The sequence below is a fragment of the Cytophaga aurantiaca DSM 3654 genome, assembly GCF_000379725.1.
Lineage (GTDB): Bacteria > Bacteroidota > Bacteroidia > Cytophagales > Cytophagaceae > Cytophaga > Cytophaga aurantiaca.
On the sequence record NZ_KB903624.1, the window covers coordinates 32,287 to 58,008 of the forward strand.

General features: G+C 37.4%; 31 protein-coding genes. 21 read left to right on the forward strand and 10 right to left on the reverse strand.

Annotated elements, in window-relative coordinates; genetic code table 11:
* The first annotated feature begins 248 nt into the window (after positions 1–248).
* Both A3EE_RS0104320 and A3EE_RS0104325 read left to right on the forward strand, forming a co-directional pair.
* Complete coding sequence (locus A3EE_RS0104320; RefSeq protein ID WP_018342211.1) at positions 249–1,256, forward strand: hypothetical protein; 1,008 nt, start codon at positions 249–251, stop codon at positions 1,254–1,256.
* Between the two features lie 17 nt (positions 1,257–1,273).
* The gene (locus A3EE_RS0104325; RefSeq protein ID WP_211208920.1) at positions 1,274–2,110 is read left to right on the forward strand and encodes a hypothetical protein; all 837 of its coding nucleotides are present in this window, start codon (positions 1,274–1,276) and stop codon (positions 2,108–2,110) included.
* Between the two features lie 44 nt (positions 2,111–2,154).
* Here the strand turns inward: A3EE_RS0104325 and A3EE_RS0104330 are convergent, their stop codons facing one another.
* The gene (locus tag A3EE_RS0104330; protein ID WP_018342213.1) at positions 2,155–2,574 is read right to left on the reverse strand and encodes a winged helix-turn-helix transcriptional regulator; all 420 of its coding nucleotides are present in this window, start codon (positions 2,572–2,574) and stop codon (positions 2,155–2,157) included.
* Positions 2,575–2,672: 98 nt separating this feature from the next.
* On the opposite strand from A3EE_RS0104330, the gene A3EE_RS0104335 reads away from it, so the two are divergent.
* The 3 genes from A3EE_RS0104335 (at position 2,673) to A3EE_RS0104345 (ending at position 5,280) form a co-directional block, all read left to right on the forward strand.
* Positions 2,673–3,116 carry a GNAT family N-acetyltransferase gene (locus A3EE_RS0104335; protein ID WP_018342214.1) on the forward strand — a complete coding sequence of 148 codons (444 nt, stop codon included), beginning with the start codon at positions 2,673–2,675 and terminating at the stop codon, positions 3,114–3,116.
* Positions 3,117–3,122: 6 nt separating this feature from the next.
* Complete coding sequence (locus tag A3EE_RS0104340) at positions 3,123–3,578, forward strand: GNAT family N-acetyltransferase (RefSeq protein WP_018342215.1); 456 nt, start codon at positions 3,123–3,125, stop codon at positions 3,576–3,578.
* A 298-nt stretch (positions 3,579–3,876) separates the two neighbouring features.
* Positions 3,877–5,280, forward strand: coding sequence for a T9SS type B sorting domain-containing protein (locus A3EE_RS0104345; RefSeq protein WP_157446884.1), 1,404 nt, complete (start codon positions 3,877–3,879; stop codon positions 5,278–5,280).
* A gap of 22 nt (positions 5,281–5,302) precedes the next feature.
* Here the strand turns inward: A3EE_RS0104345 and A3EE_RS19975 are convergent, their stop codons facing one another.
* The 3 genes from A3EE_RS19975 to A3EE_RS0104360 all read right to left on the reverse strand — a co-directional run bounded on the left by A3EE_RS19975 (position 5,303) and on the right by A3EE_RS0104360 (position 8,347).
* Positions 5,303–5,887 carry a hypothetical protein gene (locus tag A3EE_RS19975; RefSeq protein WP_018342217.1) on the reverse strand — a complete coding sequence of 195 codons (585 nt, stop codon included), beginning with the start codon at positions 5,885–5,887 and terminating at the stop codon, positions 5,303–5,305.
* A gap of 200 nt (positions 5,888–6,087) precedes the next feature.
* Complete coding sequence (locus A3EE_RS0104355) at positions 6,088–6,816, reverse strand: porin family protein (RefSeq protein ID WP_018342218.1); 729 nt, start codon at positions 6,814–6,816, stop codon at positions 6,088–6,090.
* 355 nt (positions 6,817–7,171) lie between these two features.
* Positions 7,172–8,347 (reverse strand): hypothetical protein, encoded by a 1,176-nt coding sequence (locus A3EE_RS0104360; RefSeq protein WP_026209592.1) that lies wholly within the window; start codon positions 8,345–8,347, stop codon positions 7,172–7,174.
* Positions 8,348–8,610: 263 nt separating this feature from the next.
* On the opposite strand from A3EE_RS0104360, the gene A3EE_RS0104365 reads away from it, so the two are divergent.
* The gene (locus tag A3EE_RS0104365; protein ID WP_018342220.1) at positions 8,611–8,934 is read left to right on the forward strand and encodes a DUF805 domain-containing protein; all 324 of its coding nucleotides are present in this window, start codon (positions 8,611–8,613) and stop codon (positions 8,932–8,934) included.
* A gap of 42 nt (positions 8,935–8,976) precedes the next feature.
* Complete coding sequence (locus A3EE_RS0104370) at positions 8,977–9,912, forward strand: class I SAM-dependent methyltransferase (protein WP_018342221.1); 936 nt, start codon at positions 8,977–8,979, stop codon at positions 9,910–9,912.
* A 47-nt stretch (positions 9,913–9,959) separates the two neighbouring features.
* Here A3EE_RS0104370 and A3EE_RS0104375 read toward each other — a convergent pair whose 3' ends face one another.
* A complete protein-coding gene (locus A3EE_RS0104375) occupies positions 9,960–10,712 on the reverse strand; it encodes a porin family protein (protein WP_157446885.1) in 753 nt (250 codons plus the stop codon).
* A gap of 162 nt (positions 10,713–10,874) precedes the next feature.
* Between A3EE_RS0104375 and A3EE_RS0104380 the strand changes: the two genes are divergently transcribed.
* Both A3EE_RS0104380 and A3EE_RS0104385 read left to right on the forward strand, forming a co-directional pair.
* Positions 10,875–11,267, forward strand: coding sequence for a VOC family protein (locus A3EE_RS0104380; protein WP_018342223.1), 393 nt, complete (start codon positions 10,875–10,877; stop codon positions 11,265–11,267).
* Positions 11,268–11,286: 19 nt separating this feature from the next.
* Positions 11,287–11,631 carry a hypothetical protein gene (locus A3EE_RS0104385; protein WP_018342224.1) on the forward strand — a complete coding sequence of 115 codons (345 nt, stop codon included), beginning with the start codon at positions 11,287–11,289 and terminating at the stop codon, positions 11,629–11,631.
* A 76-nt stretch (positions 11,632–11,707) separates the two neighbouring features.
* Here A3EE_RS0104385 and A3EE_RS0104390 read toward each other — a convergent pair whose 3' ends face one another.
* Positions 11,708–12,139 (reverse strand): SRPBCC family protein, encoded by a 432-nt coding sequence (locus A3EE_RS0104390; RefSeq protein WP_018342225.1) that lies wholly within the window; start codon positions 12,137–12,139, stop codon positions 11,708–11,710.
* Between the two features lie 158 nt (positions 12,140–12,297).
* Between A3EE_RS0104390 and A3EE_RS0104395 the strand changes: the two genes are divergently transcribed.
* The gene (locus A3EE_RS0104395) at positions 12,298–12,918 is read left to right on the forward strand and encodes a DUF4272 domain-containing protein (RefSeq protein ID WP_018342226.1); all 621 of its coding nucleotides are present in this window, start codon (positions 12,298–12,300) and stop codon (positions 12,916–12,918) included.
* Between the two features lie 89 nt (positions 12,919–13,007).
* Here A3EE_RS0104395 and A3EE_RS0104400 read toward each other — a convergent pair whose 3' ends face one another.
* From A3EE_RS0104400 to A3EE_RS0104410, 3 genes are read right to left on the reverse strand one after another with little or no spacing between them, the layout of a single operon-like run.
* Positions 13,008–13,433, reverse strand: a complete 426-nt coding sequence (locus A3EE_RS0104400) for an SRPBCC family protein (protein WP_018342227.1) — start codon at positions 13,431–13,433, stop codon at positions 13,008–13,010.
* Positions 13,434–13,445: 12 nt separating this feature from the next.
* Entirely contained in the window at positions 13,446–13,913 is a 468-nt protein-coding gene (locus tag A3EE_RS0104405; RefSeq protein WP_018342228.1) for an SRPBCC family protein, read from the reverse strand.
* Complete coding sequence (locus A3EE_RS0104410) at positions 13,894–14,232, reverse strand: ArsR/SmtB family transcription factor (RefSeq protein ID WP_018342229.1); 339 nt, start codon at positions 14,230–14,232, stop codon at positions 13,894–13,896. The genes A3EE_RS0104405 and A3EE_RS0104410 overlap by 20 nt, the downstream gene beginning before the upstream one ends.
* A 421-nt stretch (positions 14,233–14,653) precedes the next feature.
* On the opposite strand from A3EE_RS0104410, the gene yidC reads away from it, so the two are divergent.
* The 10 genes from yidC to A3EE_RS22225 all read left to right on the forward strand — a co-directional run bounded on the left by yidC (position 14,654) and on the right by A3EE_RS22225 (position 23,615).
* Positions 14,654–16,513, forward strand: a complete 1,860-nt coding sequence (gene yidC / locus A3EE_RS0104415; RefSeq protein WP_018342230.1) for a membrane protein insertase YidC — start codon at positions 14,654–14,656, stop codon at positions 16,511–16,513.
* Between the two features lie 147 nt (positions 16,514–16,660).
* Entirely contained in the window at positions 16,661–17,158 is a 498-nt protein-coding gene (locus A3EE_RS0104420; RefSeq protein WP_018342231.1) for a hypothetical protein, read from the forward strand.
* A gap of 356 nt (positions 17,159–17,514) precedes the next feature.
* Positions 17,515–18,291, forward strand: coding sequence for a ParA family protein (locus tag A3EE_RS0104425; RefSeq protein WP_018342232.1), 777 nt, complete (start codon positions 17,515–17,517; stop codon positions 18,289–18,291).
* Positions 18,292–18,319: 28 nt separating this feature from the next.
* Complete coding sequence (locus A3EE_RS0104430; protein WP_018342233.1) at positions 18,320–19,234, forward strand: ParB/RepB/Spo0J family partition protein; 915 nt, start codon at positions 18,320–18,322, stop codon at positions 19,232–19,234.
* Between the two features lie 8 nt (positions 19,235–19,242).
* Complete coding sequence (locus A3EE_RS0104435; RefSeq protein WP_157446886.1) at positions 19,243–19,863, forward strand: DUF5683 domain-containing protein; 621 nt, start codon at positions 19,243–19,245, stop codon at positions 19,861–19,863.
* A gap of 46 nt (positions 19,864–19,909) precedes the next feature.
* Positions 19,910–20,629, forward strand: a complete 720-nt coding sequence (dapB, locus tag A3EE_RS0104440) for a 4-hydroxy-tetrahydrodipicolinate reductase (RefSeq protein ID WP_018342235.1) — start codon at positions 19,910–19,912, stop codon at positions 20,627–20,629.
* Positions 20,630–20,632: 3 nt separating this feature from the next.
* The gene (gene lepB / locus A3EE_RS19980) at positions 20,633–22,135 is read left to right on the forward strand and encodes a signal peptidase I (protein WP_018342236.1); all 1,503 of its coding nucleotides are present in this window, start codon (positions 20,633–20,635) and stop codon (positions 22,133–22,135) included.
* Between the two features lie 227 nt (positions 22,136–22,362).
* Complete coding sequence (locus A3EE_RS0104450; RefSeq protein WP_018342237.1) at positions 22,363–22,965, forward strand: DUF2238 domain-containing protein; 603 nt, start codon at positions 22,363–22,365, stop codon at positions 22,963–22,965.
* 65 nt (positions 22,966–23,030) lie between these two features.
* Entirely contained in the window at positions 23,031–23,246 is a 216-nt protein-coding gene (locus tag A3EE_RS0104455; RefSeq protein WP_018342238.1) for a DUF3820 family protein, read from the forward strand.
* 153 nt (positions 23,247–23,399) lie between these two features.
* Positions 23,400–23,615 (forward strand): GxxExxY protein, encoded by a 216-nt coding sequence (locus A3EE_RS22225; protein WP_018342239.1) that lies wholly within the window; start codon positions 23,400–23,402, stop codon positions 23,613–23,615.
* A 228-nt stretch (positions 23,616–23,843) separates the two neighbouring features.
* Here A3EE_RS22225 and A3EE_RS0104465 read toward each other — a convergent pair whose 3' ends face one another.
* Positions 23,844–24,077 carry a (4Fe-4S)-binding protein gene (locus A3EE_RS0104465; RefSeq protein ID WP_018342240.1) on the reverse strand — a complete coding sequence of 78 codons (234 nt, stop codon included), beginning with the start codon at positions 24,075–24,077 and terminating at the stop codon, positions 23,844–23,846.
* Positions 24,078–24,282: 205 nt separating this feature from the next.
* Between A3EE_RS0104465 and A3EE_RS0104470 the strand changes: the two genes are divergently transcribed.
* Positions 24,283–25,623: a DEAD/DEAH box helicase gene (locus tag A3EE_RS0104470; protein WP_018342241.1), complete on the forward strand. Its 1,341-nt coding sequence runs from the start codon at positions 24,283–24,285 to the stop codon at positions 25,621–25,623.
* Positions 25,624–25,722 lie beyond the last annotated feature (99 nt).

The following is a 25,722-nucleotide window of genomic DNA, read 5'->3' on the forward strand; positions in this document are numbered from 1 at the left end:
CCCGTTGTTGTGCCAACGGCCAACAACCCTGTAAAATAAAGCCCCAGCGGGGCGATATATCTGTAGAAAAAATACAGTTGAGAAACATTACGCACGGAGCTCCGTCAAGGAGCGACTAACGTCAAACAACATAGCGTCCCGATGGGACTTGTGCGTTTGTTCTCTCTTTTTATTTTTTTCTACCTATATTTCATCCCTACGGGATTATATGTACAATAAATTAGAGTTATCGGAAACACCAACAACACATGAAAAAACACATATCCATTGTATCGCTTATATTATTCCTATTTACGATATGGAGCTGCAATAACAGAGAGTTCGCAGAAGTCAAAAAATTATCTGAATATAAAAAGACTTCCTTTTTACCTACACTTGAACATTCAATCAACAGCGATACCAATGCGGTTTATTGTGTGACACTTTTATACGCCTGGGACGAAGTACGCAAACTAATCAATCATCCTTTCATCATCAATCCGGATTTTTATGATCTGCAAACATTGAACAATTCAAAGTCATTTCTGAATGTGCTGCAAAACAATGAATATGAAGCGAGCGGTGAGGTAGATGGTTTCTCAATCAAAACACGAGCAGAATTCACCAAATCCTTACCCTTTGAATTCAAATTACAAAGCTTTACAAACAAGCTTATTTTTAATAAACAAAAAGTTGCGTCCTTCGGAATGATCGGTAATAATGAAGATCTTACCCCCATCATTAAAATTGTATACTATAAAAACGATGCTAATTTCATTATCAAGCTGCTTCCCAAAGACAAAGAACATGAGATCCTGTTGTTTCAATCGGATAAAAAGTTTCATTCACTTAAGGAGATGCATGCAGAAATACAACGTCTCACAGTTCTTGGAAATAAAGAACGATTATCTAATAAAACACAGTGGAAATATTATTTTTCAGAGGAAGATGAACTTATCATTCCGAAGTTTAATTTCAACATAGAGACAAATTACAAAACACTAGAAGGTAAGTCCTTTCAAGCAAGTACACAAACCTACTCGATCGACAAAGTATGGCAACGAACAGCTTTTATGTTAGATGAGGCAGGTGCAGAGATCGAAAGTGAAGCAGTAATTGAAGTAGCAGCAGATGGTCCTGATGAAAATACTGAAAAACCCAAACCCAAAAAGATGATCTTTAATAGATCATTTTTAACGCTTTTAAAAAGAACAGATGCACCATACCCTTACTTCGCACTCTGGACAACAAATGCAGAGTTGATGGTAAAGGAATAAGTTGATAAAAACATTAAATGATGAAAAACCTCCTTACCCTCCTACTCTCCTTCACATTTTTAAGTTGCCAATCTCAGACAACAGAAAAAATTAATACGTCTGTATCAACAAACAGCAGCGCTCTACCAAAGAACATCACCCAGTTCGATACCACATCCAAGACTATACATATTTTTGTTGCGTTGTGTGATAATAAATATCAAGGTATTGTTCCCGTACCAGCAAAGATTGGTAACGGACAGGATGCACATAACAATTTGTACTGGGGCTGTGGCTTTGGTATTCGTACCTATTTTAAGAACAGCACAGAATGGAAATTGGTTAAGACACAAAAGATCGATTCGCTGCTATTCGAACGCATCATTTTTAAACATGCTACGAAAAACTATTACCTGATCGCAGATGCATACAACGGAAAATACATCAAACACTGTACAGAAGAATTCCTTCGCAGCAGTTCCGGTCAATTGAAAGATACACTACATGTAAATAATAAAGTGATAGGCATCGCAGGCAATTCAAAACTCATAGCCTATATCGGTCACGATGGCTTGATGGATTTCAAGCTGACAGAAACCTTTCAAAATACCGACAAGCAAAAACGCGATGTGATCATTCTTGCCTGCTACAGCAAATCTTATTTTACAACGCATTTAAAAGCAGCCAATGTAAATCCGCTTGTCTGGACTACAGGACTGATGTGTCCTGAAGCATATACCATTCATGATGCCATCACAGGTTATGTAAACAAGGAAACAAACGAAGCTATCCGAACACGTGCTGCACTTGCCTATTCCAAATATCAAAAGTGCAGTGTGCAGGCAGCACGTAATTTACTGGTGACGGGCTGGTAAATACCTTGTAAATAAAGCCCCAGCGGGACGGCATAGCATGATGTTCAGGCAGCAAGTTCCTCTTTCAAACGACTGGAAATTTCTTTTAAAAGCGTTTCTCTATTCTTCTTCACCTGAGTTACAAATTTCTTTTCAACGGTACTATCCGGATCGTACTTCGCGCTCCACATAATGAGTTCAACCAAAACAGGCAATAGGTCAATCCCCTTTTGACTAAGCTTGTAAATGTATTTAGAACCGTGTGCAGGATCCGGTAGTTTGATCACGACTTCAGCCTCTTCAAGCAATGCCAACCTGTCCGCTAAAATATTTGTTGCAATTTTTTCTTCAGATTTTAAAAACTCCCCATAAGAATGTTTTCCCTTAAGCATCATATCGCGGACAATTAGCAAGGTCCATCGATCTCCAAACAATTCTAATGCATAATTTATCGGACAATCCGATTTTCTTTTTTGAGCTCCCATACTACAAAAGTAAAATATTTTAAAATCACTTGCAATTTACAAGTAGATATATTTATCTTTGTGCTTGCATATTGCAAGTAGTTACAATTAAAAGAATAATGGAAATAAAACCATATGAGCAAACATACAGAGAACAAATGATCTCCGTTTGGGAACGGTCTGTTCGGGCAACCCATCATTTTGTCAGTTCTGCAGAAGTGAACCGCTTGAAAGAACTCGTAAAACAAATTGACTTTTATTCCTATTCGGTATACTGTCTGATTTCAGAAAATAAGGTACTCGGATTTTTGGGTGTTGAAGACCGGGTTATAGAAACCTTGTTTCTGGATCCGGATTATATCGGGCAAAAATTGGGAACAAAGCTTATGCACTTTGCTTTGGAAGAATTACACGCAAACAAAGTCAATGTAAATGAGCAAAACGCAGATGCAATTAAATTTTATTCTAAATTCGGATTCATTACCTATGACAGATCAGAGAAAGATGCAGAAGGAAATGATTATCCGATTTTAAAAATGAAATTACAGGAACACGAAAAATAAACGCAGATGTTATTCCGACTTTTAACGAAAGAAGATGTTATCCCCTATGAATTGCTTTTAGATGCAGATCCTTCTAAGAAGCTTGTTGACTTATATATGTCTAAAGGCGACACGTATATTGCAGTTCAGGATAATACAACTATAGGTGTATGTGTGCTTGTAGCAATTAATACGGATACCACTGAAATAAAAAATCTTGCTGTCGCCGAAGCTCTCCAGGGAAAAGGAATTGGCACAAAAATTATACAGCATGTTTTTGAACTTGCAAACAACAAGGGATACAAAACCATACTTGTTGCCACTTCTACACCCAACATAGGTCCGCTTTATCTGTATCAAAAAATGGGTTTTGAATTTGATTACATCATTAAGCATTTTGTTGACACGCATTACGACGAACCTTTATATGATAATGGAATCAGATGCAATCACATGATCGTACTTTCAAAAAAGGTTGTTTGATGCAAAATTTGTTATACCATTATATCTAATTTTATATATTTAGACCACAGAATATTAGGTTAACGATCAGATCCGATGCGGTGGAGGCACACAACGCTAAAAATTTATCAAGAAAGTCGTACATTGTGCTTTTAACAACATGAACATGTTTTTCAAAAGAATATATATACTTCTTTTATTTCTTTTTATTCTTTTTCAAGCAAGGAGTCAAAACCTTGTTCCGAATCCAAGTTTTGAAAATGCAACTGGCGATCCTCCTTGTGATATTATTCAGACTAAGGAACAATTTAGTAATAACATGCAAAATTGGATAATGCCTACTGATGGAACAAGCGATATATATACGAGTAGTTGTCCTTATCTTGGACTAGGTCCTCAAGCCCCCAGAACTGGAAATGTCATGTGTGCAATTATTCCCTATACAGCATACCCAAGTCCTTCTTACGGTTACAGAGAATACCTTCAGGTAAAATTAACACACCCACTTATTATAGGAAAAAAATATTATGCAGAAATGTACGTCTCTGCTGCAGATTTCGCTACATATGGATGCAACAATATAGGCATGGCTTTTTCGGATACACAAATCAGCACATTCGATTATGGAGTTATACCATTTACGCCACAAATAAAAAGTAATAATGTTATTACTGATATAGATAATTGGGTTAAAATATCCGGAACATTTACTGCTACTACTGCCGCACGATATTTAACCATTGGTAATTTCAACGATGATGTAAGCACTTCTTCAACACTTCTAGCTATCGTCCCTATTATAGCCGGTTCCTATTATTACATTGATGATGTTTTGGTAGAATATGGCTGTAACCCCAAAGATAGTTCAACCAGTATCTGTAAAGGGAATTCCATCACTATTAACTACGATAAATATATTGATAGCTGGTCATTGGCAAGCGATCCCAATACCATCCTTTCAAATACATCCACATTGATCGCATCTCCTCAAATTACGACAAGCTACATAGCACATTATACCTGCGGTGAAACATCTACCTTTGAAGTCATCGTAGATACCTTACCTACACTTACGCTTGGAAAAGACACAACAATCTGCAAAGGCGAAACGATTTTCTTTGACGCAACAACTCAACATGCCCGTTATCTATGGCAAGACGGTTCAACAAATCCTACCTATACCATTGATAAAACCGGAAAGTACTCCATAGAAATTTCAAATGGCTGCGGTAATTTTTATGACACGCTGCTCGTCACAGTAAACAAACCTGCTGCATTTAGCTTCGGAACTGATACAACGATCTGCTCAGGAGAAATTATGACATTTAATGCTACAACAGATGGTGCAAGTTATTTGTGGCAGGATGGTTCAACAAATTCGGTATACACAATCAATGATCCGGGATATTATGCTGTTATTATTAAAAATGTTTGTGGAACAACAAATGAAAATATTACACTAAACGTATGTTGCGCCGGTGCGAAAATACCTAATCTAATAACACCCAATGGAGATGCTATGAATGAAACGTTCAACATTGATTGTTATGGCCACGGTGATTATGAGTTGGCTATTTATAACACCTGGGGATCGCTCATATATCATAACACTGCTTACCTGAATAACTGGAATGGTAATGATGTGTCGGATGGAATATATTATTATGTAATAAAATTCAAAAACACATCCATTAATAACGGTTGGGTTCAGATAATACGATAAGAATAAGATTTTATTTACATTTCTATCGATGCAGATGCGTGCGTGACATACGTCCGATATTAATCAAGCCACCATTCTCAGGCCGTGGCAATCCATAACGTAGATACAAACCAAACATATTATGTGAAGCATCTGTTGTATTTCCGCTAAAGTCATAAAATCCGGTAATAATTCCGATCCCCCATTTATCCCAAAACTGTCCGTAGATGGTATAAGAAATTTCAAGCATTAAATAATTTTTTGAATTGAATACACCTCCGGCACCGATCGTCATTTCATTTGAAAAAATACCGTACTGACAAACATCCATAGTAACTTTCGCTTCGAGGTAATGTGTACCGTTTCCGGAAGTATCCTTTATTGCTGTTTTCCCATATACCACTCCGGCATCGATCATTCCAAATGATTTTCCGATTTCAATATTTTGTGTAATTCTGTTTACCGGATATCCTGCACCTGTATAGATCCCCAAAGGCATAAACCTCGCATACATTGTTTTTGTAAAAGGTTCTTTGATGCTGTCTTTTTTAACCGGAGTCTGAGCATGTAGCTGCGCTGTCGTTGCTATATAAAAAAATACAATCAGGAAGAAAAGTATGCGATGCATAAACAGTTTAATTAAAGATAAAGAATGATGTTACGAATGACACCCAAAAGTGTCACTATCAAATACAAAAACGATTCTGTATCTATTCTGTTTATTTTATTAATAAGGTTTCTTCCACCTTCTTCACACTTCTATAAAAAAAAAGAGCGCTCTTAAAAATAAGAGCGCTCTTTCCCTGAATCGAATAAACTACCTAAAACCTATTCATCGTCTGTATCACCGAAGAAATACGTTAGTCCGATTGTGAAACCATAATTTTTTGAAGTGATATCACCTCTGTGTGATTCCCAGTTAGAGTCTTGATAATGCGGTTGTGTATTCGTCAAACCCATGTGGTATTGACCTGTAAACAACAATCCACCTACCTGATAACCTAGACCATAATTGATACCCCAGCTCATCTGATTAAAATATCTTGTATCTCCAGTGTGATTGGATGGTGTTTCGCCAGGTTGCAAAGAACCATTTTGCTTATACTGTGTAGCAATAAATATTCCGGAAGAATCGGATGTTTGTGAATACTTACCATTTAAGCCAAGACTGAATTGAGGAGCTATGAATACATTAAATTTACCCGGACCTGCAGGAAATGTAGCAACAAAATTCAACGGAATAGATAAATAATTGTAGGTATTTTTGATTGTGTTTGTATTACCATCATTATCACCAAACTTCGTTTCTCCACCCATTATATTATATAGTACTTCCGGACGAATGGAAAAATAATCTGATGTTTTAAAATTGATGGCCACACCAGCCTGGTAGCCAACTTTCGCTGTATGCGATTTAACATCGGTACCGGCAAAATCACCTGAGAATTTTAAACTTTCATAATTCACATTCAATCCTATTTTTGGACCAATGGTTACCTGTGCCTGTAATGCAGAAGCTGCCAGTAAAAGACAAAAACTTGCGTAAACTTTTTTCATAATTGTTATAGTTAGTTAGTTGAAAACATTTTATACAATAGTGATCCCGCCATAGCTACGGTCTTGCTCGCTGTTTGTATATATCATCACTTCAACACGTGCTGTGATAATAACATGTCAAAGGTAAAAATACTGTAACCGGACTTGTTGCATCTTTTTTGAAAATCGTTGTATGTTTCTGGAGTGGGCAAAAAAACATAAAGCATTTGTAAATACATTACAATTGTTTCCTAACCACAGCTCAACCCGTTGTTAGGTATGCCTATTAACACCAACTCCTTTATACAAATACATGTATAAAGGAGTTGGTGATGGATAATTTATTTTATCGAAAATGCGAATTGATAAATCGATATCAATGCTTTTTATCTACTTCAAACCATGGAATATCAAATAACCCTTTTCTTAAATAAACCAAAGCGATATCCCCTTTTTCAAATTGTTCATACAGATCAGATGAAATGCTGACTTCTTCTGCTTCTTTCTGTTCGCCCCATGCTGCGAGTTCAACATAATAGGAAGTATGTTTCCCGGAGCTTTCCCGTTTACTTAACACCTGTGCAGGAAAGATCTGTTCAGCACTCTGATCGTAGTAACAGTTCAAAAAGATCAGTCCGCCATAACTTGCGCAGAAAATAAATACTGCTATGCCTATAGTACTCAAATAACCACTTACTTTTTCAGCACTAAATTCTTTATTTCCAACATAGCCAATCGCGCTCAAAAAAATTGCTGTAAGTATAGCAGGAAGAAAGGTGTTTGAATAATCAAGCAGATTATAATCGAGCAAAGAACGGAAGAGCAACATAAAGCCTGGTATAGCAATGCTTAGCATTACACTTGGATAGGCACTATCTTTTTTATCTTCCAAACGGATAAGTCCGTTCGATGTTTTCACAAGAAGTATCGCAATTAACGGAAATGCCACTAAAGCAGTCATTACGATGCCATATGGATACGGCCAGATAAAAGCCCATAGTCCAACTACAATAGATGCAATGGTCAGGACCATACAGATTTTCCGAGCCTTAAGTAACCTACTTTCGCGCTCTTCCACACTCCTGCCGAATTCCACATCCTGCAGAATAACTTTTTCTTCTGCCAAAATATTCACGATTGCCAGATCATCATAATGTTGGTATAGCCAGTCTTTAATCTCATCACACTTGCCATAATACGTGCTGATCTTAATGCGCTTCTTATTTTTTACAGCCGACTCCACAAAGATGTATTTATCTTCCACACGAAACCCTTTGATCTCGTTAAACAACAACATGCGCTTGTTAAAAACATTGGTTGTATAGATCCGGTCGGTATCAATAACAAATTTCCCTTTAATGGTATCGATTAATCCTAGAACCACCACTGTGATCATGGTAAGAGATATAGGCACCGAAAACCACAATACTTCTAAGCCCATACTTTCGTCCAATAAAGGCAGGAATAAAAACCACCCAAAAAGTGCGATTATTACAGGCGACATGATGTACATAAAAATTGTCCAGCCCTTTGCGATCCTATATTCTTTCATAAATGTTTGCTAATAATTTATACGGAGATAAATATACAGTTATTCCTGTAATAATCTGTTGTTGTATCAACGGCCAACAACAGATTATGCATGATGTTCAATCTGTAACATATAACACCATAGTGTGCTGGGTTGTTGGTCAGAAAAGACACAACAACGGGTTGAGTCGTGGTTAGGTACACGCTGCGACAACGGGGAAATTAGTAAATGCATTAGGGAAAAATTTAAAATAACCGTAACTTGATTCGGATAAAACAACACCTATGTTCAAAAACCCATTTTCTATTACCGGCCGCATCCGAAGAGCTGAATACTTTATCAGTGTAGTCATGTTGATTTTTTTAATTGGCTGGATCTATATGACACTCATTCTGTTCGGTGCTATTCCTGGATCGATCTTAGCGTTGGGATTAATTCCTATGGTTTGGTTTGTTATTGTACAAGGCGTGAAACGCTGCCATGATCTGGGCAAGAGCGGATTTTTCCAACTGATTCCGTTCTATCGTATTTGGATGCTTTTTGCAGATGGCCAAATCGGGAACAATGTATATGGGCCAAATCCCAAAGGCATCACAGGCAACGAATAACAACTAGTTGCATTTGTACATTCGCTGCATTGAACCACACCAATGAAAATTACAACGGCCAACCTAACAACTTATCTGAAGAAGCTCAACAGCATTCGATCTTTTGATTCGATATTGAATGAAACGTTTACATCTTCTGCCGTATCATCTTACTATAAAAAAATCGGTTACGTATACAGAAGGTATCACTCGCCGGAAGGCGCCATGCACCTTCCCATCAAACTAACAGACACCGAACGTCACACCTATAAATTACTTTTCCAGGCCCGTGCCGTAGAAGAACTGATCCGTACACACAATTACAAAACGATTGTTGAACTGGGCTGCGGTTCCGGATTTAATTCCATTTACCTGGCAGAAATTTTTCCTGATGTTCAATTTACAGCAATGGACATTACCGATGCGAACTTAGAAGTAGGTAAACAAAGAGCAGAAACTAAAGGATTGAAGAATCTCAGTTTTCAGAAATTCAACTTCAATGAAGATGTACATGCGTATCGCGCGGATGTGATCTTTGGTATCGAAACGTTTTGTTATGCTTCAGATCTGAAATCCTTGTTTAAAAATTTATCTGCAAGTTTAAATCCAAACGGACGAATCGTGCTCTTTGATGGTTATGAAAAAAGCCCTTCTGAATATGGTGTCCTGAATCCGGATGAACAGCTGGCATACCGACTTGCGTGCTGGGGATTTGCATTAGACAAATTTCAAGAAGTACAGGAAGTCTATGATGCTGTAAAAACAAATGATATCACACTTGAGTTTGAAAAAGATTATTCAAACGCAGTACTACCAAGTTATACCGTTTTTCAAAAAGCTTCGCTGCGCTTATTAAAATTTCCGTGGTTGACGAAACTTCTTCTTGCATTAAAGATCATTCCTTATGAATTGTATATGCAGGTCCCTTCAGGAATTTTTGGTGCATATTTTTTAGAACGAAAGTTCTTTGGTTATTATCAATTTATAGTAAAAAAATAAAGGCCTTGCTTCGTATAAGAAACAAGGCCTTTATTAAATACATTCGCTTAGAATAGGAATGTAAGTCCTGCGTAACCGCCGTATGTTTTTCTTGAAGCACTTACAACTACATTATACGTTCCCTGATCGTTTGTAGTAGCATCCATATCTACCAACCCAAAGAAGCCTCTGTAACCTACATCCAGTCTGATATTGTGGTTCTTGCTCAACGCAAATTCCAGACCTGCTCCATACGCAAAACCTATATCACCTTTTTTCAATGCTACTGTTGCTCTTGCTGTATCAGAACTTTCATTTCCTGAACTTGAAAATTTAGATCCTACGTTCAATCCAAACTGCGGACCGGCAACAATATTCAAATTCACCATCGCTGCTTTGTTTGTATTCAAAGAAAGCAACAACGGAATATTCACATAATTAACCGTTACATCGTTCGTAAAATTTCTGTCTTTGTATTGCTGATTCGCCTGGTAATAATTTATTTCACCTTGCACCCCAATATTTTTTGTAAAATTCAACCCTACCATAACTCCAAATCCCTGGCTCATTGTTACAGTTCCCTCTACAACTCCATTGTCATAAGTATTAAAATCCATGGATGAAAATGTAGGCATGTAGCGCACACCAAACTCAACATGCTTCAGATCCGCATCATCCTTCTGTGCCCGAAGTGATCTATAGTTGCCAATGCCGTATCGTGATGCAGGAGCCGCAAAAGAAGAAGTATCCTGCTCTCCTGCAAATGAAGTACTTGCAGATAAAAGGAAAATAATGAATGGGAATTGTTTTAACATGTTCATAATCGTATATTTTAGCTGTGAAAGATTCATAATCTATATTTCAAAGTTGAGTTTAAAAAGTAAAGAAACGATTACACGTTTATGATTTTGAATTACATGTTTTTCACATTTAATTATCCAATATATTTTATACTTTACGTTTAATGTAACAACACAACACAGATGATCAAATTTGCTTATACCATATTATACGTTCAGGACGTAGTAAAAACAATTCAGTTTTACACAAGTGCTTTTGGTTTTGAACAACGATTTATAGCGCCCGATAACAGCTATGGAGAGATCGTTACAGGAGACACCACCCTATCTTTTGCTGCAATAAGTCTGGCTAAAACAAATCTCAAAGATGGATTCATAGAGAGTAGCAGAACACAAAAACCATTTGCCATTGAGATCGGTTTTACAACAGACAATGTGGAAGCAACAATAGAGTCTGCAGTAGATGCAGGTGCAACATTGATTGAAAAACCTAAGACAAAACCCTGGGGACAAGTAGTAGCCTATGTAAGAGATCCTGATGGTTTTTTAATTGAGATCTGCACACCGATGGGATAACAGATTTAAGAAAAAATCAATGAACTCAACAATCTTAACAGGAATTCTCATATCCGGAACAATTATTTATTTGATAGCACTCTTGATCGTAGCTCAAAGTAAATATTCGCTGATCTATGATTACGCAAAAAAAACAAAAGAAAATTTCAAAGAAGATTTAGGTGGCTTATGGCTTGGAAATAAAGGAGGCAATTGGATGGCTGGAAAATACATGTTCAGAACACCCTTACCTATTTCTGTCAGAACAAAGAATGCAGGTTTGAATCAACTGATCGACTCACATAATAAAACCATAAAATTATTCTGGCTGTCTGCGCTGATACTCTTACCTGTTGTAATTATAATTTTAAATCTGATTAACTAAAATCAAATCGACAGTCTCCAGAGCAATTCCTTTCGAATTTGACATATAGGGAACGTTCGGTCAAAGTAAAAATCTATTACTTACCCTCAACATATTTTTTCATCCCCTCAAGCATCGTTTTCCAGTTCTTTTCTGAATGTTCCTTTTCTTTCTCCGACGTATTATTGTCTTGTATAAGTACTACTTCCACACCTGTTTCTAATTCAGCAAGATGAATGGTAACGGCATGATAATTTTCCGGAAGATCAGGTGCTCCGGTAAGCGGACTGTAATGCGAATATTGCAATGTTGTTGGCCATTCGTATTTTAAAATGGTTCCTTTATCTTCATACGATTTTCCTTGCCATTCTCCTTTCCATACAATCGGACTGCCTTCTTTCCAATCTGTAACAACGGTTGTTCCGAACATATATTCTTTTATATCTTCCGGATCTGTTAGTGCGTTCCATACCTTTTGGACCGAAGCCTCAATCAATATTTCTGCACGCGCAATCAATTTCATTTCCATAATTAGCTATTTTTTGATACTTGAACTTAATGAAAAATAATTCTGTCGAAATACATTTCTGAAAGAGAATGTTACATGATTCCCATGTTCCGTAATTGTATATTAATTAAAATACCTTTTATATATTGTAGGCATAAATGACTAAAGACAATCTCTCGATGACAGCTCAACAACGGAAACAGCAAACGGAAACTTTTTTGAAAAGTCTTGGCATACCTGTGTATGATGGACTCCCTGCAATTGAAGAAGAAAACGTGATCAAAGTAAGAACTGTACAGGAAATCACTGCGCGCATTATGATCCTGACGTATCTGAACTGCATTGCAACGCAACACGCACTGCAGCCGGAGATCTTAGAATATTTAAAAACAGAAGGTTTATGGGTAAAAACATCCCCCTCTGAAAAAATACTATTTGAAAAACCTGCATTAACAGAAGATGATATAAATCTTATTTCCTGGCGCGCCGAATCGATCTGGTTGTTGTTATGGTCGATTCATAAAGTTGAACACTTAACCATGCCTATTGAAGAGGTTGATATTGATGCACTCTTCCTTCTTTTGCCTCCATTCATGGGAGATCCGACAGAGTATATCGCAGATGTGCAAACACGTTCCGTATCAGATCTGTTAAATGAAGCAGACTTTCTTTTCCGGTTGAATTGGGCTATAAGTAAAAATGAACTGGAAGGTTTGAACGGACGCATTGCGTTTGAACGTTATTATACCATAAACTGGATCACATCAACGCGCAAAGAATGGGACGATCATGTAAATTGATTCTTGGCGAAAACTACCGCAAATCAACACGTTGATGTGCCAACGGCCAACAACTCTGTAATTGTACATGATCATCCATTGAATTCTTTTTAATTTTCCAGATACCCCTTCAACGACGTATTGATAATATGATCCCAGCCTGCAGCAAAATTAGTGCGTGCAAAGTCCGGATGTTTTGGAAATGTTTCAATACCAGTGTGCGTAAGTCGTAATAACGTTTCATTTCCTTTATCAAATAATTCAAATGTTACAAAGGAAATTCCTTCGTAACCTTCGTAGCGCCAACTATAAGTAAGTTTTTGTTCAACGATCACCTCGGTTACTTTACACACGTGTGTATATTGTATGCCATCCGGCGGTCCGCCCACAAACTCAAATGTAAAACCTATTTCAGCTTTAAATTCTTTCAGATCGAAATACCATTTTTTCATTTCGTCTTTATTCGTCAATGCGTTCCATATAACAGATACGGAAGCTTTAAAAGTACGCTCTACTACTAATACAGTGTCCTCCATCGTTATTGTTGTTTATTTTAATTGATCTGTTAAATAACTTTCCAGTTTAACAATATTTTGTTTTAGCCCTTCGTCTGCCTTAAACACTTTTACGACCTGTTCAAACTGTTCTTTTGTTTCAAACAACATATGCCAGTTCAGTAATGTTTTTTCGCCCTGCGCTTCAAATGTGATCGTTGCTGTAAACAAAGGTCCGCTTACATGTTCGAATACAATTTTAGTAGGCTTTTCAATTTCCTTATAGACACTTTTATTTTTATAATCGGTACCATCCGGACCATGCATCACCAACTCCCAAAGACCTTCCGGCTTTACATCCATTGTAGAAATGGTATTGGTAAATCCGTTTGGCCCCCACCAGTTCTTAATGTGTTCAGGCGTAGTAAATACTTCCCATACCAGATCTATAGGTGCATTCAGCACACGTGAAATGCGCAGCTCACGATCGGCAGTATCTGAATTATTTTTTTCTCTTGACATTTTTTTTATTTTTTTGAAGTTCATTTAAATACATTTCCAGACTATCCAGTTTTGCTTCCCAGAATTGACGGTATTGTTCTACCCATTCTGAAATTTCATTCAGCTTATCCAATGTTGCAGAACAATAGCGTTCCCGCCCTTCCTGCTCCACCGTTATCAATCCGCATTCCGTTAATATTTTAATATGTTTTGAAATAGCGGGCCGACTGATATCAAAATTATCTGCAACGGCATTTAGATTTAATCGCTTATGCGCAACCAGATTAATAATCTGCCTTCTGGTAGGGTCTGCTATTGCCTGAAAAACATCTCTTCTCATATTGGTTTGTATTCATGTAACTGAATGGTTACAAATATATATGTAACCATTCAGTTACACAAGTAAAAAATGAAAAAAAATACTTTACCAGAACTCAACCCGTTGTTGCGCCAACGGCCAACAACCCACTACAGAATGATGTTAAGGTAGGATAAAACATTATACAACACTGGGTTGTTGGTCAGAAAAGACACAACAACAGGTTGATTTGTGGTTAGGTTAGAAAAAAGCGAAAGCATCAGTTGTACTTTACCCGTATGTTATTTTTAGGGACAAAACCCATTCATTCTATAAGAAGTCTCATTTTTAAGTATTTACAAATCGCTTATCCCTCATCATTTTATCTGAAAGGAAATCCATAAATCATATATAAAATGGTATCTTTGCAGGGTTTTAAAAAAGATAACACTACAAATTACCAATGGATAAGAATCAGATTATCGGTATTTCTTTGATTACCGTATTGATGTTGGGGTACTTCGGTTTCATGTCAACACAAACACCGGAAACACCCGCTGCCACTCCCCCTGCAATTACACAAACAGTAAAAGATACAGCAAAAGCTGTTGAAATATCTGTTGACACTGCTGTTAAAGCACAGTTACAACGTGAATACGGTGATTTTGCTGCAGCTATGTCTGGAGAAGCAAAAGAATATAAACTTGAAAACAAAGATGTAGTTGTTACCCTTTCAACATTAGGCGGTACAATCAAATCGGTTCTTCTAAAAAATTATTCTACCTGGGATAAAAAACAATTGTTCTTATTCAATGAAGAAAACAATCAGTTGTCGCTTATCATCAACACCAGCAAACGACCTGTAGATCTATATAAATTATACTATGCAGGTATTGAAAGCAAAGAAGGCAACAAGCAGGTAGTGACGTTCAAAACAGATGCCGGTAATGGCAAAACAATTGAGCACACATATTCTTTAGGTGCGGAAGGTTTCCTTGTTGATTACAATCTGAAAGCAAACGGTTTTGGATCTGAACTTCCAAACCTACCGTTAACACTGGATTGGAGAGAGCAGGTTGAACGCATTGAATACGATGCTGAACAGGCACGTGTAAAATCAACTGTTAATTTTATGGCTACTGAAGATGGTTTCGACTATTTAACAGAAGCCTCTAAAGACAAAGAAACTGAAACTGTTTCAAACGTTCAATGGATTTCTTTAAAACAAAAATTCTTCAACAGCGGATTTATTGTTCGTGAAGGAAGTTCGATCCCTTCGGCAACTGTTACATCTTATCCAATGTACAGCAGCATACCAAATGCACCTGTTAATTCAGAGAAATATATCAAGGCACTTGAAGCACAGCTACAACTTCCATTGGCAAGTGTACTTACAGGTAAAGCTTCTTATGCTTTCTACTTCGGACCAAATGATTTTAAGATCTGTAAAGCAGTACCTGTAGAAAATTATCACAAGAACGTAAACCTGGGCTGGCCATTGATCAGCTGGATCAACCGTTTTGTAGTAATCCCGGTATTCGATGGATTGAAAGGTGTATTCAGCAGCTTCGGTTTGATCATCGTTATTTTAGTATTACTGATTAAAGCGGTATTGCTTCCGTTATCTTATAAGTCGTTTGTTTCAATGGCAAAGATGAAGGCGTTAAAACCTGAATTAGATGAATTGAAAGCAAAGCATGGCGACGATCAACAAGCAATGCAAATGGAGCAGATGCAGGTGTACAAACAATTCGGCATTAATCCATTAAGCGGTTGTATTCCGGTATTGTTACAAATGCCGATCTTACTTGCGATGTTTAGTTTCTTCCCGAATGCAATTGACTTGCGTGGAGAATCTCTATGGTGGGCAACCGATCTGTCAAGTTACGATGAGTTTGCAAAACTTCCGTTCACAATTCCATTCTATGGTTCTCACGTAAGTATGTTTACGTTGTTGATGACTGTTTCAACACTTGTCTATACATGGGTAAATAATCAGGTAAGTACTGTAACAGGACCAATGAAATACATGTCGTATGCAATGCCGGTTATCTTCTTATTTGTATTGAACTCCTTCCCTGCAGGTTTGAGCTTCTACTATTTTGTTTCAAACTTAGTAACCATTGCACAACAATTGATCATCCGCCGTTTTGTAGATGAAGGTCAGTTGCGTTTGCAATTAGAAGCTGCAAGAGATAAAAACTTAAGCGGTGATACTACTGGAGGTGCTCCTAAAAAGAACCGTTTCATGGCACGTATGGAAGATGCGATGAAACAAAGAGAGCAGCAACAACAGTACAATAAGAATACGAAGAAAAAATAAACTATAGATAAATAATATAAATAAAATGCCCTGCACTTGTTCAACGAGTGTAGGGCATTTTATTTATATTATATTAGAACGTTCTACTATGCGTTTATTTTTTTATATTTATAGACTAACATGTTTAATCTAACCAATTTTTAAAAAATGAAAAAAATAATCTTTCCAATCGTATTCCTTTCAGGAGTATTATTTATTACCAGCTGCAAAAAAGATGATGCACCTGCTGCATCAAATTCAAATTCTAATACACCTTCAGCAAAAACTACTCTATTAATGGCTAATTCATGGACGTACACAGCCTCTACTGCTGACAAGTCTGTAGATGTTGATGGTGATGGAACTTCAAGCACCAATGTTTATGCGCAGGAAAGTATTTGCCAAACAGATGTTGATTATACGTTCAAGGCCAACAAAGTTGGCACTGTATCCGGAGATTGTGGCGGAACAGTTGCACCAGGCGGATGGAATTTTTCATGGGTTTTCGATGCTTCTGAATCCACCATTATTACTACCGTTGCCGGACAAGTAACCAATATGACCATTTTACAGCTTGATGCTACTACGTTAAAGGTTTCGTATCCGGATACAGACGATAATAATCTTGCATTCACCAACACGACTACTTTTACTAAAAAACCATAGTACATCGCTATATTTATAATAGTAACAAAAAACAAAGTCAGAGGATGCATTACAATGTACCTCTGACTTTTATTTTTAATACTAAACTTAACAGTATTAATTCCACGCACGGAATCAAACTCGATTTTTAGACGTTATACTTCCAATGTTGGTATGTTGGATAAGTAATTCAGTTAACCACTTAGTTTCTTGTTTATTAGGTTATATCATCCACATGTTATCCACAATTATTCTTGATAACAATAGGGTAACTTCGAAGTTCTACCACCACCCGCTATCCAATAAGATGTTATCTTTGTATAATCTGAAATAATCTAAAAGGTCATTTCGTTTCAATTTTAAACAGTTTCAAAAATATGGGTAAGATCATTGCGATTGCGAATCAGAAAGGTGGAGTTGGAAAAACGACAACCGCTATCAATTTAGCTGCAAGTTTAGCTGCATTAGAGCATAAAACGCTTTTAGTGGATGCAGATCCACAGGCAAACTCTTCTTCCGGTTTAAGTGTAAATCCGAGAGATGTTGAACGCGGTATTTATGACTGTATGATTGAAGGTTTTGATCCTGCTGAATTGATTATACAAACAGAGATCAATCATTTGGATCTATTGCCTTCTCACATTGATTTGGCCGGTGCCGAAATTGAATTGATCAATCTGGAAGAACGTGAATTCAGAATGAAAAAAACCTTAGCTAAAATTAAGGATCAATATGAATTCATCATCTTAGACTGCTCTCCTTCTCTTGGTTTAATTACTGTGAATGCCTTAACAGCTGCAGACTCTGTATTGATCCCGGTTCAATGCGAATATTTCGCCCTTGAAGGTATCGGTAAATTATTATCTACGATTGAAATTATTCAGGAGCATTTGAATCCGGAGTTGAATATTGAAGGTGTATTGATGACGATGTACGATTCACGTATGCGTTTATCCAATCAGGTTGTAGACGAAGTAAAAAAACACTTTGAAGAATTGATCTTCGATACACTTATTCCAAGAAATATCCGTTTAAGCGAAGCGCCATCATTTGGTATTCCGGTAATTGCTCACGATGCGGAAAGCAAAGGCGCGCAAAGCTACATGAGCCTGGCACAGGAAGTATTGGTACGAAATGGCATTGTAGTTGCATAAGGTATTTTATTAAGAGGAAATTTGACTGATGAGTAACAATAATAATATAAAGAGAAATGCGTTGGGTAGAGGTTTAGGTGCCTTGTTAAAAGATGCGGATTCAGTTAAAGGCAAAAATACCGCTGAAGCTGTCGCAGCTGTTACAAGTAATCTAAATGAAATACCTGTTGATCAGATTGAAGTAAACAATTATCAGCCGCGTTCTCATTTTAATGACGAAGCCTTAAAAGAATTATCTGAATCGATTAAGATCCAAGGTATCATTCAACCGATCACAGTTCGTCAATTAGCTCCCAACCAATTTCAATTGATCTCCGGAGAGCGCCGTTTGCGTGCCTCTAAACTTGCAGGTTTAACAAAGATTCCTGCATACATACGTACCGCGAACGATCAGCAAATGCTGGAGATGGCTTTGATCGAGAACATTCAGCGTGAAAACCTGAATCCGATCGAGATTGCCATCAGTTATCAGCGTATGATCACGGAGTGTAATTTAAAACAGGAAGAATTGGGAGACCGCGTTGGTAAGAACCGTTCAACTGTAACAAATTATGTACGTTTACTGAAACTTCCACCGGATATTCAGGTTGCTTTACGTGATAACGACATCACAATGGGACATGCCCGTTCGATTGTTGGTTTAGAAAAGGTAGAACAGCAATTGTATGTTTTAAATAAAATTAAAAGCGAAGAATTATCTGTACGTGCCGTTGAAGAACTGGTACGCAACATGCAGAACAAACCGACAGCAACCGATTCAAAAACGGAAACAAAACCGGCTTCTGCTGCGAATGCAGAAATTACAAGCTTACAGAATAAATTAACATCTCATTTCGGCACTAAAATTCAGGTGAAAAGCGACAAACAATTTAAAGGTGAAATCAAGATTCCGTTTGTTTCTGCTGAAGATCTGAATCGCATTTTAGAGATATTGAATTTCTAATGTTTCAAATGAAAGGCATTTCATTCTTATTCTTTTTATTGTGTGTAGTACTTGCTGAACCATGCCTGGCTCAGCAAGTACCGCAACAAACACCACCTGTTGCATCGGATACCATTGATCCCCCGCCTACTGCACAAGAATTAGCTAATAAAAAAATTGAGAACCGCCGTCCAAACAGAGCTGCATTGATGTCGGCTGTGGTACCGGGCTCCGGACAGATCTACAACCGCAAATACTGGAAAGCACCGATCGTATGGATTGGATTGGGTGTAACAGCTTATCTTGGGGTAAAGTATTATAAAGAAACAAACGAATACGGCCAAGCAGCACTGAATGCCGCACATGGAGCTGATTCATTAAACAAAACGAGCTACCATGGTTATAACTTACAGCATTTAACACACACACAATTAAGCACGCTTCAGGATGATTCCCGCAGGTACATGTATATGAACATTGCGATCTTCTCTGCTGTCTACGCACTCAATATTGTAGATGCGTATGTGGATGCCCATCTAAAAGAATTCGATGTAAATGACAACCTGAGCTTTAAGGTAAAACCACTTTTTTATACCACGAATTATTCGCATCTTGCAACAGGTTTGACCCTTTCGTTAAGGTTCAAATAACCTGAATTGTACCCGAGTTTTACTTAAAAAATACCACGCACTCCGTATGAGAATTGCATTAATAGGCTATGGAAAAATGGGCAAAACGATTGAACGTATTGCCATCGAAAGAGGACACACCATTTCTGCTATCATTGATGTTCATAATAAAGAAGACATCAAAACATTGAATGGCTCAGTAGCCGATGTTGCAATTGAATTCTCTCAACCGGAAAGTGCATTCTTAAATATCAGTCACTGTATTGAAAACAATTTACCGATCGTTTCAGGTACAACAGGCTGGTTAAAGAAAAAACCTGTATTGGATGAGATCTGCCGTCAAAACAACGGTTCATTTTTCTATGCTTCCAACTACAGCATTGGTGTAAATATTTTCTTCCACTTAAATAAAGTATTAGCCGGACTGATGAAAAAATTTCCGGAGTACTCAATTGAAATGGAAGAGATTCATCATACGGAAAAGAAAGACGCACCAAGCGGTACTGCAATCACGCTTGCAGAAGGTTTGATGAGTCAGAATCCATCTAAAACAAAATGGGTAAATGAGCCTACAGAAAATGGTGATGAGTTAGAGATCGTTTCTAAACGCATCGATAACGTAGCGGGTACGCATTCCGTATTCTACAATTCACCAATCGATACAATAGAGATCAAACATACTGCGCACAGCAGAGAAGGTTTTGCACAAGGTGCTGTAATGGCTGCCGAGTGGACTGCTAAAAACCGTGGCGTATTTGGTATGAATGATCTGTTAAAATTCAGTTAACACATGAAGAATCTTGTTTCGCCTTCTTTTTTTAGAAGAATACAATACAATACCATAGATCTTTTATTCTTAATTATTGTATTAATTATTATTACCAATGCACTACCCTTCTTTTCTACAGTACCAACTGTTGTAAACTGGCTGCTATTTGGTTCTCTTGGTATTGTATACGATATCACATTCCATAAATACATGCACTTTACACCGGGGCAGGATATTATGGGTATGTTTCTTAGAAAAGCAGATGAACGTGGTGCTAATCCTACAGCCAAACAATTGGCCATTCGTTTTTTAATCAAATATTATCTATGGCCTGTTGTGATCATCTCTATTCTTATAGATAAGGAAAGACGTGGCTTACACGACAAGATTGCAAATACGGTTTTATTAGAACTGGAACAACCTAAAGGAGAAAAAAGAGTGTATACGAACTCTTATCAGGAATGGGGTGATTCTATTTCATTTGCGATTGTTGTTGCAACCTTTGTACGTTGGATCTGGCTTGAGCCTTACACAATTCCTACCGGCTCAATGGAAAAAACATTATTGATCGGTGATTTCCTATTTGTAAATAAAATGTCGTACGGTACACGTGCGCCGATTACTCCGTTACAGATTCCGCTTACACACCAGAAAGTTTGGGGAACAAATATGAAATCGTTCAGCGATGCAATTCGTCTTCCTTATTTCCGTTTACCGGGTTTTACAAAAATTAAGAACAACGATATTGTTGTCTTTAATTATCCTGCAGAATACGAATACCCGATTGATTTAAAAACCAATTACATCAAACGTTGTGTAGGTATTCCCGGAGACACCATCTCTGTACAAAACAAACAGTTGTTCATCAATGGAAAAGCAGCAGTGAATCCACCTGCTATGCAGCACAAATACAAATGCTACACCAATACAATATTAAAAGATCACATCCGCAAAAAATACAACATTCACATATCTGATATCTATGGTAATGATATTAAGTTGTTGGAGAATAATGGTAAAAATTTATATCTGATCGATTTATCAAATGAAGGTGTAAAAAAACTTCGTGCGACTAAAATATTTGATTCGATTGTTGATTTTAAATTGGAAGAATTGGATCAGCATGGTTTGGTATTTCCGTATGCACACAAGTCGCAACACTGGACAGCCGACGATTACGGAAAGTTATGGATACCAAAGGCTGGCGTTACTATTAAGCTGGATTCGAATATGGTTGAGATCTACGAACAAACCATTGTTAAATACGAAGGCCACAAATCTGTTGAAGCAGTTGGCGATAAATTTAAAATTGATGGCGAACTGGTTTCTGAATATACTTTCAAACAGGATTATTATTTCATGATGGGCGACAACAGACACAGTTCTGCTGATAGCCGCTTCTGGGGCTTCGTTCCGGAAGATCATATCGTAGGGAAAGCATGGATGATCTGGTTATCACTTGATTCCGAATCGTCCTTCCCTGAACGCATCCGCTGGAACCGTTCATTTAAAATGATTAAGTAGTTGAATTAGTTACTAGGTACTAGTTGCTAGTTTCTAGACCAAGGAAGTTACAGTATAGAGTTAAAGACGATTTATAATAACATTCTTTGCTAACTATATAGTTAAATAAAGTCAATTGAAATAGGACAGTGTATTGATATAAACTCAACACGCTGTCCTATTATTTTAACACACAATACCGGACATTTTCTTGTCTGGTAACTAGCACCTAGAAACTCGCAACTATCATGAAATATCCTTCTATCCTACTCTTTCTTTTTATTGCAGTCCTTACCTGGTCAGGCATACAGCCAAAAGAAACCTTCACCTGGGTGCTCGAAGTTTTTCCTGCTGTGATCGGTGCTGTTGTATTGGTATTAACACGAAATTCATTTCCATTTACTCCACTCGTATATACATTCATTTTTATTCATGCATGTATACTCTGTATAGGCGGCCATTACACGTATGCTGAAGTACCCGCATTTGACTGGTTGAAAGAAATGTTCCATCATTCAAGAAACAATTATGACAAAGTCGGACACTTTGCACAAGGCTTTGTTCCTGCATTGATCATCCGTGAATTGTTTATTCGAAAAGAAGTTGTTGCAAAAAATGGCTGGCTCAATTTTATTGTAGTGTGTATTTGTATGGCGATCAGTGCAACGTATGAATTGCTTGAATGGTTTGTCTCGCTTTTTAGCGGCGAAGCAGGAGATGCATTCTTAGGCACACAAGGCTACGTGTGGGACACACAATCCGATATGCTCTACGCAACTATCGGTGCAATCACAGCATTGTTCCTTTTATCTTCTCTTCAGAATAAACAAATCAAAAAGTTATCTCATTAATTAAATGCCAACAGATTCATTTCTTCGTTTGAAATTAGTCTTTTGTCATTTGGAATTTCTCTAACATGCAGCCCAATCCACAACTCCTGCTCGAACTCGTTACAATGCCCATGCCCTTTGGAAAATACAAAGGTATTACCTTATGCAATCTTCCGGTAAGCTATCTGGAATGGTTTCAGCGTAAGGGCTTCCCTACAGGCAAGCTGGGTGTGTTGTTAGAAACGATGTATGAAATAAAATTGAATGGCCTGGAAGATTTGCTGAAGCCGCTTAAGAAGTAGTCTGAATTTGGATTCTTTGGATTTGTTGGAAAATGGGATTGAGATAACTTTTGTTAATAAATTTCAGCAACGTTCTATTCAAACAATTAATTAAATAATTTTGAATTACTTTTAATTTTTAATCTATTCGAATTAGCTAATGATTTTTATAATATGAATAAGGAACAAATTCATGATGATTTAACCTATAAAATTATAGGCTGTGCAATGAAGGTGCATACAGCTTTAGGTAATGGATTTCAAGAAATCATATATCAACGTGCATTAGCAATTGAAATGACGAAGGCTAATTTGAATTTCGTTCGAGAGTGTGAAATGAAAATATTTTATGATAATGAAGAAATTGGAACACGTCGAGTAGATTTTTAAGTAGACGATTCTATACTCATTGAACTAAAAGCATTAAAATGTATTGAAGATAATCATCTAGCCCAAGGTTTAAATTAACCGGTAGCTTATAAATTAGATAAAGGGCTACTGATAAATTTAGGAGCGAAAAGTATTGAAGTGAAACGATTGAGACATCCCAATAACAAAATGCCCAATACCATACCTAGACTCTAATCCCATTTTCCATTAAATCTGAAAAATCCAAATTCAGACAATCTTCTTCCTCTCATAACTCAACGCCCCCGACGGACATCTCTCCACTCTCTCAATAATTTCTTCCGTTGTGCCGCCTTCCGGTTTGATCCAAGGGCGTTCCATCGGATTGAATACACTTTTCAAACCCGTCGCTCCTTTCCAGCATAAGGTTGAATGTGTACACACAGATGGTTTCCAGATAATGGTTATATCGTCGTTAGAATAGTGTTTTGTGATATCTTTCATGATTTTCCCGATCAAGTTTCTTCACTAAAAATATGCATTCTGAGCGAAAATACGAATACAGTACATGCTTTTAATTTCCTCCAACTTCGCTCAAATAGGTACAAGACACCAATTACTAGCGTATTATATTGTATCTTGTGTACTTATTTAATAATTGCAGGATCGAAATACATTGATATTTAAGATTCTGATTTCCACTTATATCATGTTATTTCAAGATTTAAAACTGATAGACCCTATCCTGAAAGCACTTTCAGAAGAAGGCTACACAACTCCCACCCCCATACAAGCGCAATCAATCCCGCTTGTTTTAGAACGCAAAGATTTATTAGGATGCGCACAAACAGGTACCGGTAAAACAGCTGCCTTTTCCATTCCGATCTTACAAATACTTAGCGAGAAAAAAAGTACCGAACGTAAAAGAGCGATTCGCTGCTTAATTGTAACACCAACAAGAGAACTTGCTATACAAATCGGTGAAAGCTTACAGGCGTATGGCAAATACACTGGCTTAACTTCAACCGTTATCTTTGGCGGTGTAAACCAATCACGCCAAGTGACTGCATTACAACATGGCGTTGACATCCTTGTTGCTACACCAGGCCGCTTGATCGACTTAATGAATCAGCGTTACATTTCATTAAGCAATATTGAAATATTTGTATTGGACGAAGCAGATAGAATGCTTGATATGGGCTTTATACACGATGTAAAGCGTTTGTTGGTTTCTTTGCCACCAAGAAGACAGTCCTTGTTCTTCTCTGCTACCATGCCTCCGGAAATTCTTCGTTTGGCTAGTACCATTTTACATGATCCATCTAAAGTTGAAGTTACTCCGGTTTCATCTACCGCAGAGACGATCAAACAGTTTATGTATTTTGTTGACCGCGGAAACAAAAACGATTTATTGGTTGATGTGCTGAAAGACCCAAAGATCAAGACCTGTCTTGTCTTTACACGTACGAAGCACGTTGCAGACAAAGTAGTAAAGATGCTTGCATTACACAACATCAAAGCTGAAGCCATTCACGGAAATAAAAGCCAGAATGCCCGTCAGTCTGCCTTAACCAATTTCAAAGCACAGACAACACGGATCCTTGTTGCTACCGATATTGCAGCACGCGGTATTGATGTGGACAATTTAGAATACGTAATCAACTACGAAATACCAAACGTTCCTGAAACGTATGTACACCGTATTGGCCGTACAGGCAGAGCGGGTGCAAATGGTACGGCATTTTCTTTTTGCGATGCAGAAGAAAAAGAATATTTGAAAGATATTGAAAAATTGATCTCAATAAAAATTCCTGTTATCGACGATCATGCATATCCATTGATGGACCACAATCCACCGAAGACGATACAAGGCGGCAGACAACAACGCAGCAGCAGTCCAAGAGCAACATCTTCTGCCGGTTCAGGCAGATCAGGCGGAAGCTCTAACAAGCCAGCTGGAAGTGCTAGCCGTCGACCAAGCAGCGGTGGTTCATCATCCTCTTCTTCTTCAAGAAGCAGAAATGATGGTCCGCCTAAAAAGAGATGGTAGTTTAGTGGTCAGTGGTCAGTAAACAGTAGACAGTTCGATAATATTCATTCATAAAAATGTCCCGTTGATAAACAGCGGGACATTTTTATATTATTGTCA